The organism is Spirillospora sp. CA-142024, assembly GCF_050942325.1.
Lineage (GTDB): Bacteria > Actinomycetota > Actinomycetes > Streptosporangiales > Streptosporangiaceae > Spirillospora.
Window position 1 is genome coordinate 6,279,521 of record NZ_CP192077.1, and the last position, 12,164, is coordinate 6,291,684.

Genomic DNA, 12,164 nt, shown 5'->3' on the forward strand with positions numbered 1-12,164 from the left:
TGGGAGGAGCAGGGTGACGCACGAGGTGTCGAATCAGGTTCCCCCGCTGACCGGTCACGATGTGGCCGACGACGCGGTCCTGCTGGACGGGCTGGAGCGCGAGGGCGCGGGATGGGCCGAGGCCGAGGTCCGCGAGCTCGGCCGGCTGTCGGGCACCGAGCGCGCCCAGGAGTGGGGACGCCTCGCCAACGAGCACCCGCCCGTGCTGCGCACGCACGACCGCTACGGGCACCGGATCGACGAGGTCGAGTTCCATCCGGCCTGGCACGAGCTCATGACCGTCGCGGTGACGCACGGCCTGCACGGCACCGCCTGGACCGACTCGCGCGAGGGCGCCCACGTCGCCCGCGCCGCGAAGTTCTACGCCTGGCGCGTGGACGCGGGCCACGGCTGCCCGATCTCGATGACGTACGCGGCCGTCCCCGCCCTGCGGCAGTCCCCGGAACTGGCCGCTCGGTACGAGCCGCTGCTGGCGCGGCCGGAGTACGACTTCGGGCTCCGCGCACCCCTCACCAAGAACGCCCTGCTCGCCGGCATGTCCATGACCGAGAAGCAGGGCGGCTCGGACGTCCGGGCCAACACCACGCAGGCCGCGCCCCAGCCGGACGGGACGTACCGGCTCACCGGCCACAAGTGGTTCACCAGCGCCCCGATGTGCGACGTGTTCCTCACGCTCGCCCAGGCTCCCGGCGGCCTGACCTGCTTCCTCGTCCCGCGCGTCCTGCCGGACGGCGCGCTCAACCCGCTCCGCCTGATGCGCCTCAAGGACAAGCTCGGCAACAGGTCGAACGCGTCCTCGGAGGTGGAGTACGACGACGCGGTCGCCTGGCGCGTCGGGGACGAGGGCCGCGGCGTCCGCACCATCATCGAGATGGTCAACATGACCCGGCTCGACTGCGTGATCGGCGCGGCGTCCGGGATGCGGCACGGCGTCGCCGCCGCCGCGCACCACGCCGCGCACCGCAGGGCGTTCGGCGCCTACCTGATCGACCAGCCGCTGATGCGCAACGTGCTCGCCGACCTGGCGATCGAGTCCGAGGCCGCCACGATCACCATGCTGCGCCTGGCGGGCGCCACCGACCGCTCGGCGCGCGGGGACGAGTCCGAGACCGCCTTCAAGCGCCTCGGCCTCGCGGTCAGCAAGTACTGGATCTGCAAGCGCTGGCCGGCGCACGCCGCCGAAGCGCTCGAATGCCTGGGCGGCAACGGCTACGTCGAGGAGTCGGGCATGCCGCGCCTGTTCCGCGAGTCGCCCCTGAACTCCATCTGGGAGGGCTCCGGCAACGTCGCCGCGCTGGACGTCCTGCGCGCCATGGCCAAGGAGCCGCAGACGGTCGAGGCGGTCTTCGCCGAGATCGAGCGGGCGGCGGGGGCCGACGCCCGGCTCGACGCGGCGGTCCGCGAGGTCAAGACGTCCCTCGGCGACCTCGCGACCATCGAGCTGCGGGCCCGCCGCGTCGTGGAGCGCCTCGCACTCACGCTGCAGGGTTCCCTGCTGGTCCGGCACGGCCACCCGGCCGTCGCGGACGCCTTCTGCGCCACCCGCCTGTCCGGCGACTGGGGCCACGCCTACGGCACTCTCCCAGCAGGATCGGACCTCGCCCCGATCATCGAACGCGCCACACCGAAAGTCGGCTGAGCCTGCACTCGGAGATCAGCGTTCGGACGTGGCCGGGAGCCGCCGTGGCGCTGGGCCCGCGGCCGATGGTCCCTACGATCAGAAGGAAGCCCGGCCCTTTCGGAAAAGGACCGGGCGTCCACGTGGTCGTCCGGGCCGAGGGCTAGTGAACGTGCGGGCCGCCCGTGATTTGCGGCTTACCGGGCGGCACCAGCCAGAGAGACGCGACGGCGGCCACCGCCGCAGCCACGGCGAACACGGTGAACGCGCTGGTGAAGCCGCCGATGGAGGGGACGTCCGCCAGCCCGGTGGCGGCGATGGTGGACGCGACCGCGACCCCGATCGCGGCACCGAGTTCGTGGAAGGTGTTGATCACACCGGAGGCCAGGCCGGCCTCCGCGTGGTCGATGTGAGCCAAGGCGGAAGTGCTGGCCGCGACGAACACCGGCCCGACACCGGCGGCCGCGATCACGATCCCCGGGAGCAGTTCGGGACCGACCGCGCCGTCCGGCGAAAGGCCGGTCAGCAGGCCCGCGCCCACGGCGACCAGGACGAGTCCCGCCGTGGCGACGGGCCGGGTTCCGACGGAGCCGACGAGCCGCCCGGCGATGTGCGCCCCAACGCCCGTCCCGAGGGCGGCGGGTAGGAACAGCAGGCCCGTCTCCAGCGCGCTGATTCCGCGCGCGTGCTGGAGATACTGCGAACCAAGGAAGAACAGCGAGATGAGCAGCGCGGACGCGACCAGCATGAGGAACGCACCGGCGGCGACAGGACGGCGGGCCAGCATGGTCACATGCATCAGCGGGGTCCGCACGGTCCGCTCGATCCAGCCGAAGGCGCCGTACAGGACGACGGCCGCCGCCAGCGGTCCGAGGGTTCCGGCGGCGGACCAGCCGTCGTCACCGGCGTTGATCATCCCGTAGATGAACGTGGCCGTGGCGGCGGTGACGGTGCCTGCGCCGAGAAGGTCGAGCCGCTGCCGGGACGGCCGCGTGGTGTGACCGCGCACGACCGTCGGCAGCGCCGCCAGCAGGACGAGCCCGACGGGGACGTTGATGAAGAACACCCACCGCCAGCCGGGTCCCGCGGTGAGGACACCGCCCAGCAGTACGCCCGCGGCGAACCCGACTCCGCCGAGCGCACCCCAGACACCGAGCGCCTTGTTGCGTTCAGAGCCGTGGAAGGTGAGGGTCACGGTGGACAGTGCCGCCGGGGACAGCAGCGCCGCGCCTATGCCCTGCGCGATCCGGCCGCCGAGCAGCAGCGCCTGATCCTGCGCAAGCCCGGTGGCCAGGGAGGCGAGAGTGAAGACGACCAGGCCGGTCAGCATCATGCGGCGCGCACCGAAGGTGTCGGCGAGCCGCCCGCCGAGGAGCATCAGCCCGCCGAAGAACAGGGTGTAGGCCGTGACCGCCCAGGTCAGGGCGGAGCGGCCGAGCCCGAGGTCGATGCCGATGTCGGGGAGCGCCACGTTCACCACCGTGACGTCCAGGATCAGCATGAACTGGGCCACGCTGATCAGCGCGAGCGCCTTCCAGCGCCGCGGGTCCGGTGGCGCCGTCGGCGCGGCGGCATGGTGTTGGGCGGGCGATCCGTGAGCCATGAGGTCCTCCCCGTCGGCGGCCACGACGTGCCGCCCTTAACTCGAACACTGCTGTTCGGGTTATGTATACCCCCTCCCCGCATTAAAGTGAACACCAGTGTTCGATTTCTTGTAGGCTGCGAGGCATGACAGGCAGGACGAGCAGCCGCACAGGGGCGGCGCAGGAAGGCGCAGGCCGTCGCAGAGCGGATGCCGAACGCAACATCGCCACCATCGTCGCGGCGGCGACCGACCTGTTCGCCCACGCTCCAGACGCGAACATGACCGAGATCGCGCGCGCCGCAGGCGTCGGCAGAGTGACCCTCTACTCCCACTTCCCGTCCAGGGAAGTACTCATCCGGGCCGTTCTTGAACAGGCGATCGGTCAGAGCACGCAGATCATCGAGGACGCCCGCGGCGCGCGGTTGCCGCCGGTGGACGCCTTCGCCCACCTCATCCGCACGACCTGGCCGCTCATCGGCCGGTTCGGCCGTCTGCACAACGCCGCACAGCGAGCTCTGCCCGCCGATGAAGTCCGGCACCTGCACGACCCGCCGATGGCACACGTCCGGGAGCTGATCGTGCAAGGGCAAGAAGCCGGAGAGTTCCGGACCGACCTTCCCCTGGAATGGCTCGTCAGCACCGTCTACGCGCTGCTGCACGCCGCGATGGAAGCGGTCGCCTCGCAACACCTCGACCAGAACGACGCGGGCGAAGCCCTCGTCAAAACCCTGCTGGGGGCCCTGCGCAGCGAGCCCGAAGACACTCACCCTGCGCAAAGCTGACGACTCCCGTGCCCTGTCCCGGTCTCCGGCGCGCGGGCATGCGCCGCCAGGGAAGTTCCGACCAATTTGCCTGGTTACATACCCCGTGGGGTATCGTCGCGGGAGATGAGGGGTGGAGTCATGGAGATGAATCAGGAACTGGCCGGCGACGCGCTGGTGCGGCTGCGCCGGGCGCAGGGTCAGCTCGCCGGCGTGATCACGATGATCGAGGCCGGTGACGATTGCGCCAAGGTGCTCACCCAGCTGGCAGCGGTCTCCAAGGCGCTGGACCGGGCCGGGTTCAAGCTGATCGCCAGCGGCCTGCGGCACTGCCAGGCCGTCCAGGAGCGCGGCGAGGAGCCGCCGATGCAGGTCGCCGAACTGGAGCGCCTCTTCCTGGCACTCGCCTGACCATTCCCTGCCCCCTGCGCACCCGATCCGGCGCGACCTGAGAGGCGCCACCACCGATCCCTTGCCTGGCTTTCGAGTTGGGCGGAGCCATGTCCGTCACATACCCCCGGGGGTATAGAGAGGAGAGTTCGTGGAGATCGTTTCGTTCCGCACCCCTGGTCTCGGTGACCAGAGCTACCTGCTGGTCCATCAGGGACAGGGTGTGCTGGTGGACCCGCAGCGCGACATCGACCGGTTCCTGACCGCCGCTGCCGAACGCGACGTGGAAATGCGGTTCGTGCTGGAGACCCACCTGCACAACGACTACGTCTCCGGCGGTCCGCGGGCCGCCGAGAGCACCGGCGCCGAGCTGGTCCTGCCCGCCGCCGCAGCACCCGCGTACCGGCACACCCCGGCCTTCCACCTGGAGGACATCCCCGGCGGGCGGGGGCTGGCGCTACGTCCGATCCACACCCCCGGGCACACCCCGGAGCACACCTCTTACCTGGTGCTGATCGACGGTGAGCCGCTGGCGGTGTTCTCGGGCGGCAGCCTGCTGGTGTCCTCGGCTGGACGTCCCGACCTGCTGGGGCCCGAGCGAGCCCGCACCCTGGCCCGCCACCAGCACCGCTCGCTGCACCGGCTTGCCGCGTTGCCCGGTCATGTTGAGCTGCTGCCCACCCACGGGCAGGGATCGTTCTGCACCGCCGGCGGCGCGGGCACCTACACCTCGACCATCGCCGGCGAGAACGCCGCCAACCCGCTGCGGGCCATCTCCGACGTCGAACAGTTCGCCGACCGCCTGCTGGCCGACCCGATGCCGATCCCCGCGTTCTACGAGCACATGGGACCGGCCAACATCCTCGGTGCACCGCCCCTGCCCGCGGCGCCGCCGCTGATCGACGCCGGTCAGGTGCCAGGCGGTGCCCACCTGGTCGACATCCGGCCCCGGACCGAGCAGGCCGCCGGGATGCTTCCCGGCTCGGTCGGCATCGAGCTGGCCGACGACTTCGGCAGCTGGGCGGGATGGCTGCTGCCCTATCAGGCCCCGATCGTCCTGGTCACCCAAGCCGGCACCGGAGCCGGTATCGGTGTCGAGGCGCGGCAGGCGGCCACCCAGCTCGCCCAGATCGGTATCGACAGCGTCCGTGGCGTCGTCAAGGGCCCTGGACGGGCCGCGGGCGAGGGGTTCGAGCTGCTGGAACTGCCCGAGTTCAGCGAGCGGCTCGCCGAGCCCGGAGCCCAGCTGCTGGATGTGCGGATGCCCGCCGAGCGGCGCACGGCCTCCCACCCGGGCGCGGCGCACCGCTTCCTGCCCGATCTGGTCACCGATGGCGTGCCCGCCGAGCTGGACTCCGACCGGCCGGTGCTGGTGGCGTGCGGCTCGGGACGGCGCGCCGCCATCGCCGCCAGCCTGCTGCTGGCGGCCGGATACAGGCCGGTCGTGCTGACCGGCGCCGGGGTGCAGGACCTACCGTCCGCCACGGCCGCCTGACGCCACACCACTCGCCCCCGGGCACCCCATCCCGAGAAAGGACCCTCTTCGATGACCTCGGCACCCGCGATCAACGTGCCCACCGCCCAGGAGTTGCTGCGCGACGACTCCGACATGCTCGTCCTGGACGTGCGCACCCCCGGTGAGTTCGCCGCCTCCCACATCCCCGGCGCCCTCAACCTGCCCCTGGCCGACCTCGGCGCCCACCGGCCGCACATCGCCGACGCGGGCGTCTCGCTGCTGCTGGTCTGCCAGGCCGGCGCCCGGGCCGCCCAGGCACACGCACTCCTCACCGGTGACGGGCTGGAAACGGCCCGGGTCCTGGCCGGCGGCATGAACGCCTGGACCGCCGCCGCGGCCCCCGTCGTCAGCGCCGCGGGCAAGCCGCGCTGGGCCCTGGAACGCCAAGTCCGCCTGGTCGCCGGCGGCATCGTCGCCTCCTCCATCGCCGCCAGCCTCCGCTGGCCCCGCGCCCGATTCCTGGCCGGCGCGATCGGCGCCGGACTCACCTTCGCCGCCCTCACCGACACCTGCACCATGGGCAGCGCCTTGAGCCGGCTGCCCTACAACCGCGGACCACGCGTGGACGTCGAGGCCGTGCTGTCGGTCCTGCGCGGGACCGACAGCACGGGCGGCGGAGACCATGAACAGTCATGACGCTCACCCTGGTGCTGCTGGGCGCGCTGATCGTCGGGACCGCCCTGGGCCTGCTCGGCGCGGGCGGATCGGTACTGGCCGTGCCGGTGCTGGTCTACGGGGCCGGGCAGCCGATGCGGGTGGCCATCCCGACCTCACTGCTCGTCGTCACCGTCTCCAGCCTGGGCGCCCTGCTGCCGCGGCTGGGCCGTGGGCAGGTGCGCTGGCCGGTCGCCGCGGTCTTCGCAGCCGGCGGCATGCCCGCCGCGCTGGCCGCGGCGGCGCTGGGCCGCGACCTGCCCGACCGGCTGCTGCTCCCTGCCTTCGCACTGATCATGATCACGGTCGCCGTACGCATGCTGCGCGGCGGCGACGGCGCGGGCGGCGTCTGCCGCGCGGTCGGCGGCCGCGTCGACCGCCGCCGCTGCCTGCCCCGCGCGCTGGCCACCGGAGCCGCCATCGGGCTGCTGACCGGGCTGCTGGGCGTCGGCGGCGGCTTCGCCGTCGTCCCCGCCCTCACCCTGCTGCTGGGCCTGCCCGCCACCGAAGCCGTCGCCACCTCCCTGGTCGTCATCACCATCAACTCCATCGCCGGCTTCGCCGGACACACCGGCGCGGCCGCCGACCTGAGCTGGCCGATCGTGCTCGCCTTCACCGCCGGCGCCCTGATCACCTCCCTGGCCGCAGGACGAGCGGCCGGACACCTGGACGCCGACCGGGCCCGGCGCTGGTTCGCCTGGACCATCCTCGTCCTGGCCCCCATCACCGCCTCCGGCGCCTTCATCTGAAGAGTCGGCCGCGCGGTTCCTCCCCGGAAGCCCGGCCTTTGAGGGCGCCCGCGGTCAGGCGGTGAGGCGGTCCCAGGCCGCGTCTATGGTGACGGCGAGCATCTCGAACTGGCCCCGCATGTCGAAGCTTCCGGGATCGAGCTGGTAGGCCAGGAAGAGCCCGTCGGCGGCGGCGAGCGTGAACGCGGCCAGCTTGCGGGCGACGGCCTCGCGTTCGGCGGCCGGCGCGTCGGCGAGCATCTCCTGGAACTCCCCGGCCGCGTACGCCAGGACCTCGTCGCGGATGTCGACGAACAGCTGGCGCGCCTTGGCCTCGACCGGACGCCGCTCCAGGGTGAGCATCATCCCGAGACGCAGGAACTCCGGCTGGTCGAGCAGGCTCGCCGCGACGGCGGCGGTCATCTCGCGCAGCCGCCCGGCACGGTCCGCCCGCGGATCGCTGGTCATCTCGGCCCCGAGGAGGCGCTCCCGCCACAGGTGGTAACTGCGCTCGATCACGGCGGCGAGCAGGTCGTCCTTGTCGCGGAAGTGCCAGTAGATCGAGCTGCGGGGCAGACCGGACCGCTGGCTGACCAGGCCGATGCTGGTCCCCTCGTAACCGCGTTCGGCGGCGATCTCGACGGTGGCGTCGAGGATGCGCCGCCGCGACTCCTCGCCGTGCTGCTGGCGGCGCTCGGTCTTCGGGCCCATCCGTGTCCTTCCCGGCCCGCCCTTCGGCGGGGGCGTCGATGTGCGCCCAGTCTCTCAGCCCGGAGCCGCCGGGACCGACCCGCCCGCGGGCGCTCGTCCGGCCGCTCCCGCTTCGTTGACGCCGCCGCCCCGGGCCGCATACGCTCTGGACCAATCGTTCCGGACTGTACTAATCGTTCCATGACCGGGCCAGGGTAGGGAACGGCCAGGGGGAGGATCATGAGCCGCATCGACGTCCATCAGCATCTGCTGCCCGACGCGTACGTCCGGCGGCTGAACGCCGAGGGGATCGCCCAGGCGGGCGGACGCGATCTCCCCGCCTGGAGCGCCGAGGGCGCCGTCGCGCTGATGGACGACCATTCCATCGCGACCGGCGTCCTGTCGCTGTCCACGCCCGGCACCCATCTGGGCGACGACGCCCGCGCGCTCGATCTGGCGCGCGAGATCAACGACTTCGGCGCAGAGCTGGTCAAGGACCGTCCCGACCGGTTCGGCCACTTCGCCACCGTTCCGCTGCCCTACGTCGACGGCGCCGTCCAGGAGAGCGTCCGCGCCCTGGACGAGCTGGGGGCCGACGGCGTCGTGCTGCTCGCCAACTCCCGCGGCACGTACCTGGGCGACCCGGCCTTCGACCCGCTGATGGCCGAGCTCGGCCGCCGGTCCGCGGTGGTCTTCGTCCACCCGGCCGAACTGCCCGCGCCCGCCGTGCCCGGGCTGCCGCCGTTCGCCGCCGACTTCCTGCTGGACACCACCCGCGCGGCCGCGAACCTGGTCCTGCACGGCATCCCGCACCGGCATCCCGGCCTGAAGATCATCCTCTCGCACGCGGGCGGCTTCCTGCCCTACGCCGCCCACCGCATCGCCGTCACCCTCGTCGGCCAGGGGCACGATCCCGGCGAGGTGTTCGAGGATCTGACCTCCTTCTACTTCGACACCGCCCTGTCGGGCAGCCCGGCCGCGCTGCCGAGCCTGCTGGCGTTCGCGCGTCCCGGGCACGTCCTCTTCGGCTCCGACTGGCCGTTCGCCCCGGACGCCGCCGTGAAGTACTTCACCGACGGCCTGGACGCCTTCACCGCGGACGATGAGGACCTGCACCAGGCCATCGACTCCGCCAACGCTCTCGCGCTGTTCCCGCGCCTTGCCGGGCACTGATCTACCGGACCGGGAGAGCGAGGGTCTCCGGCTCGTCCCGCTCGGGCTCCGGCTCGGACGGGGCCGGGCGGCGGCCGGGCAGGATCAGGGCGACCAGAACGGTCCCGACGGCCAGGATGATGCCGCCGACCAGGCTGGTGTGCGCGACGGCGTGGGCGAAGGCGCTGTCGGCGGCCATGACGAGGGCGTGGGCCTGCTCGGGTCCGCCGGCCGGGTTCCGGCTCACCTGCTCGGCGACCCCCAGGGCGCCGCCGATGGAGTCCTGGGCGGTGGCCAGGGCCGCGGGCGGCAGGTGTCCGGCGAGCGCCGCGCCCAGCTTGTCGCTGTAGGCGGTCGCCAGGACCGACCCCAGCACGGCGATCCCCAGCGAGCCGCCGAACTCCAGGGCGGTGTCGTTGATGCCGCCGCCGACGCCGAGTTCGGCTTCGGGAAACGCGCCCATGATGGTGTCGGTGCACGGTGAGGCGCTGAGCCCGATGGCGACGCCGAGCAGCAGCAGCGTCGGCAGGAAGTCGGCGTAGGACGAGCCCGAGTCGACCTGGGTGAGCAGGAAGATCGCGATGGTGCCCAGCACCATGCCGGTCACCACGACGGGCTTCATGCCCAGGCGCGGCGTCAGCCGGCCGGTCAGCACGGCGCCGGCGAACACGGCGGCGGCGAGCGGCAGCAGCCGCGTTCCGGTCTCCAGCGGGCCGTAGCCGAGGACGAACTGCAGGTGCTGGCTGGCGTAGTAGATGGTGCCGAACGCGCCGAGGAAGAACAGCAGCACGGCGAGCACCGCACCGGTGAACGTCCGGTCACGGAACATGCCCAGGTTCAGCAGCGGACGCGGGTGGCGCAGCTCCCACGCGACGAAGGCGGCCAGCCCGGCGGCGGCGACCACGGCGGCGGTGACGGCGGCGGCGCCCCAGCCGTAGTGCGGGCCCTCGATGATCATGTAGACGAGGGAACCGACGGTCAGCACCGACAGCAGCCCGCCCATCAGGTCGAGCCGTCCGGTCACCGCGGCCCTGGACGGCGGCACCAGCACCAGCGCGGCGACGGCGGCCACCGCGGCGATGGGCACGTTGATGAGGAACGTCGAGCCCCAGCCGTGGTCCTCCAGCAGCCACCCGGCCAGCAATGGGCCGGCGGCGATGGCGAGCCCGGAGGTCGCCGACCAGGCGGTGATCGCCCGGGCCCGCTCCGCGCGCGGGAACATGGCGACCAGCAGCGACAGGGTGGCCGGCATGACGACGGCCGCGCCGACGCCCATCACGGCGCGGGCCGCGATGACGGCCGCGGCGCTGTGCGCCAGGCTGCCGGCCACCGAGGCGGCCGCGAAGACCACGAGGCCGGCGACCAGCGCGCCCCGGCGGCTGTACTTGTCGCCCACCGCGCCCAGCACCAGCATCAGCGCCGCGTACGGGACGGTGTAGCCGTCGATGACCCACTGCAGGTCACTGCTGCTCAGCCCCAGGTCCTTCGTCATGTCGGGCGCGGCGACGAGCAGCGAGGTGTTGGCCATCAGCACCATCAGCAGGCTCAGGCACAGCACCAGGAGGCCCTGCCACCGGCGGGCATAGGGGGCGTTCATCCGCTCCACCGGCGTGGAGGCGATCAACGACATCGGCGTTCCTTCCGCACGAGCGGGCCGGAAGTCGGCCCACGAAACTTGCTCATTCGTGTGCAAATTTAGTTACGTGCACAGTGATGTGCAAGTATGAGGAGCATGACGAAGCTCACAGGGGGCGCCCCGCAGCGCAGTCACGCGCGTTCCAACCGGGCCCGCATCCTGGCCGCCGCCCGCCGGGAGCTGAGCCGCGACCCGGAGGCGAGCATCGAGGACATCGCCCGCGCCGCCGGTGTGGTGCGCCGCACGCTCTACGGCCACTTCCAGAACCGCCAGATCCTGATCGAGGCACTGGCCGAGGAGGCCGGGCAGGCGGTGGAGCAGGCGTTCACCGAGGCGCGGCGTCCGGGCGCGGATCCCGCCACGGCGATGGCGCGGATGACGCTGGCGGTCTGGGGGGTCGGGGACCGCTACCGCATGCTGATCTCGCTCGCGCGCCGGGACCTGGGCGAGGAGGGCGTCCGCGCCGTCCTCAGCCCGGCCCGGGAGGAGACGATCTCGATCCTGCGGCGCGGCCAGGAGGAGGGCGTCTTCGCCCGCCACCTGCCCGCGCCCGTCCTCGCCCAGGCGCTGGAGGCGTTCCTGCTGAGCCTCGTCGAGAACAGCGGCGGCCCCGGCTGGACCGGCGACACGGCGGAGCCCGCCGCGACCGCCGCTCTCGTCGCCGCCGGGATCGCCCCCGCTGACGCCGCTCGCCGCGTCCGCGCGATCCTCGACGAGGACGGCCGGACCCCGGCGTAACCCTCCTACCCGGTGCCCTCGCTGCGCCGGGCCCGGCCGAGGCCGGGCAGCGGACGCCGGCAGATCTCGTGCGCCTCGCCGGCCGGGAGGCCGAGCATGCGCAGAAGGTCCTCGGTGACCTGGTCGGCGGCCTCGGCGTCGTCGCGTTCGGGACGGTCATGGAGCAGGCGGCCGAGGCACAGCGCCGCACCCGCGACCGTGACCATGGCGAGTTCCGGGTCGCGCACGCTGAACCGGCCGGCGCGGACGCCGGCCTCGATGTCGCGCCGGGCGCGCGGGGCGAGGCCCCTGTCGGACGCGGCCAGTTCCAGGCCGTTGTTGAGCAGGACCTTGCTGAGCTCGGCCTCCTGGCGGTGCAGACGGCCGGTCAGGCGGAAACTCTGCGCGAAGACGTGCGCCGGGTCGTCAAGGTCGGCGGTGAGCTGGTCGAGCAGGGCGCCGTGGCGGTCCAGGGCCTCCTCCACGGCGGCCTGGAACAGCTCCTCCTTGGTGGAGAAGTGGTTGTAGAACGACCCCATGCCGACGTCCGCCGCCTGGGTGATCTCCAGGATCGGCACGTCCGTCCGTCCCGCGGCGATGAGGGACTGAGCCGCGCGGACGAGCGCGGCGCGGGTGCGCGCCTTGCGCCGGGCTGAGCGGTTGGGGGCGTCCCGGGTCTGCTCCGCCATGCCCTGCTCCCCTTTCTCGCGCCGGCCT

General features: G+C 72.7%; 12 protein-coding genes. 8 read left to right on the forward strand and 4 right to left on the reverse strand.

Annotation, left to right across the window (positions count from 1 at the left end; genetic code table 11):
- The first annotated feature begins 13 nt into the window (after window positions 1-13).
- Window positions 14-1,639, forward strand: coding sequence for an acyl-CoA dehydrogenase family protein (locus tag ACQPZP_RS29780; RefSeq protein WP_433473036.1), 1,626 nt, complete (start codon window positions 14-16; stop codon window positions 1,637-1,639).
- 142 nt (window positions 1,640-1,781) lie between these two features.
- On the opposite strand, the gene ACQPZP_RS29785 is transcribed toward ACQPZP_RS29780, so the two are convergent.
- Window positions 1,782-3,221 carry an MFS transporter gene (locus ACQPZP_RS29785; RefSeq protein ID WP_433473037.1) on the reverse strand — a complete coding sequence of 480 codons (1,440 nt, stop codon included), beginning with the start codon at window positions 3,219-3,221 and terminating at the stop codon, window positions 1,782-1,784.
- A 125-nt stretch (window positions 3,222-3,346) separates the two neighbouring features.
- Here ACQPZP_RS29785 and ACQPZP_RS29790 point away from each other — a divergent pair, with 125 nt between their 5' ends.
- From ACQPZP_RS29790 to ACQPZP_RS29810, 5 genes are all read left to right on the forward strand, one after another.
- A complete protein-coding gene (locus ACQPZP_RS29790) occupies window positions 3,347-3,985 on the forward strand; it encodes a TetR/AcrR family transcriptional regulator (RefSeq protein WP_433473038.1) in 639 nt (212 codons plus the stop codon).
- Window positions 3,986-4,105: 120 nt separating this feature from the next.
- Window positions 4,106-4,375 (forward strand): metal-sensitive transcriptional regulator, encoded by a 270-nt coding sequence (locus ACQPZP_RS29795; protein ID WP_433473039.1) that lies wholly within the window; start codon window positions 4,106-4,108, stop codon window positions 4,373-4,375.
- A gap of 130 nt (window positions 4,376-4,505) precedes the next feature.
- Window positions 4,506-5,849, forward strand: a complete 1,344-nt coding sequence (locus tag ACQPZP_RS29800; protein WP_433473040.1) for a rhodanese-like domain-containing protein — start codon at window positions 4,506-4,508, stop codon at window positions 5,847-5,849.
- Between the two features lie 51 nt (window positions 5,850-5,900).
- A complete protein-coding gene (locus ACQPZP_RS29805; protein ID WP_433473041.1) occupies window positions 5,901-6,506 on the forward strand; it encodes a rhodanese-like domain-containing protein in 606 nt (201 codons plus the stop codon).
- On the forward strand, window positions 6,503-7,273 hold the full coding sequence (locus tag ACQPZP_RS29810; RefSeq protein WP_433473042.1) for a sulfite exporter TauE/SafE family protein: 771 nt from the start codon (window positions 6,503-6,505) through the stop codon (window positions 7,271-7,273). Before ACQPZP_RS29805 ends, ACQPZP_RS29810 begins: the two co-directional genes overlap by 4 nt.
- A 54-nt stretch (window positions 7,274-7,327) precedes the next feature.
- Here ACQPZP_RS29810 and ACQPZP_RS29815 read toward each other — a convergent pair whose 3' ends face one another.
- A complete protein-coding gene (locus ACQPZP_RS29815; protein WP_433473043.1) occupies window positions 7,328-7,963 on the reverse strand; it encodes a TetR/AcrR family transcriptional regulator in 636 nt (211 codons plus the stop codon).
- Between the two features lie 219 nt (window positions 7,964-8,182).
- Between ACQPZP_RS29815 and ACQPZP_RS29820 the strand changes: the two genes are divergently transcribed.
- On the forward strand, window positions 8,183-9,115 hold the full coding sequence (locus ACQPZP_RS29820; RefSeq protein WP_433473044.1) for an amidohydrolase family protein: 933 nt from the start codon (window positions 8,183-8,185) through the stop codon (window positions 9,113-9,115).
- 1 nt (window position 9,116) lies between these two features.
- On the opposite strand, the gene ACQPZP_RS29825 is transcribed toward ACQPZP_RS29820, so the two are convergent.
- On the reverse strand, window positions 9,117-10,724 hold the full coding sequence (locus ACQPZP_RS29825; RefSeq protein WP_433473045.1) for an MFS transporter: 1,608 nt from the start codon (window positions 10,722-10,724) through the stop codon (window positions 9,117-9,119).
- A gap of 102 nt (window positions 10,725-10,826) precedes the next feature.
- Between ACQPZP_RS29825 and ACQPZP_RS29830 the strand changes: the two genes are divergently transcribed.
- Window positions 10,827-11,468 carry a TetR/AcrR family transcriptional regulator gene (locus ACQPZP_RS29830; protein WP_433473046.1) on the forward strand — a complete coding sequence of 214 codons (642 nt, stop codon included), beginning with the start codon at window positions 10,827-10,829 and terminating at the stop codon, window positions 11,466-11,468.
- Window positions 11,469-11,473: 5 nt separating this feature from the next.
- Here ACQPZP_RS29830 and ACQPZP_RS29835 read toward each other — a convergent pair whose 3' ends face one another.
- Window positions 11,474-12,136 carry a TetR/AcrR family transcriptional regulator gene (locus tag ACQPZP_RS29835; RefSeq protein WP_433473047.1) on the reverse strand — a complete coding sequence of 221 codons (663 nt, stop codon included), beginning with the start codon at window positions 12,134-12,136 and terminating at the stop codon, window positions 11,474-11,476.
- Window positions 12,137-12,164: the final 28 nt, after the last annotated feature.

Coding starts and splice junctions, on each gene's coding strand:
- ACQPZP_RS29830 (WP_433473046.1), top strand. CDS start 10,827: ATGACGAAGCTCACAGGGGGCGCCCCGCAGCGCAGTCACGCGCGTTCC.
- ACQPZP_RS29825 (WP_433473045.1), bottom strand. CDS start 10,724: ATGTCGTTGATCGCCTCCACGCCGGTGGAGCGGATGAACGCCCCCTAT.
- ACQPZP_RS29790 (WP_433473038.1), top strand. CDS start 3,347: ATGACAGGCAGGACGAGCAGCCGCACAGGGGCGGCGCAGGAAGGCGCA.
- ACQPZP_RS29815 (WP_433473043.1), bottom strand. CDS start 7,963: ATGGGCCCGAAGACCGAGCGCCGCCAGCAGCACGGCGAGGAGTCGCGG.
- ACQPZP_RS29785 (WP_433473037.1), bottom strand. CDS start 3,221: ATGGCTCACGGATCGCCCGCCCAACACCATGCCGCCGCGCCGACGGCG.
- ACQPZP_RS29835 (WP_433473047.1), bottom strand. CDS start 12,136: ATGGCGGAGCAGACCCGGGACGCCCCCAACCGCTCAGCCCGGCGCAAG.
- ACQPZP_RS29795 (WP_433473039.1), top strand. CDS start 4,106: ATGGAGATGAATCAGGAACTGGCCGGCGACGCGCTGGTGCGGCTGCGC.
- ACQPZP_RS29820 (WP_433473044.1), top strand. CDS start 8,183: ATGAGCCGCATCGACGTCCATCAGCATCTGCTGCCCGACGCGTACGTC.
- ACQPZP_RS29810 (WP_433473042.1), top strand. CDS start 6,503: ATGACGCTCACCCTGGTGCTGCTGGGCGCGCTGATCGTCGGGACCGCC.
- ACQPZP_RS29805 (WP_433473041.1), top strand. CDS start 5,901: ATGACCTCGGCACCCGCGATCAACGTGCCCACCGCCCAGGAGTTGCTG.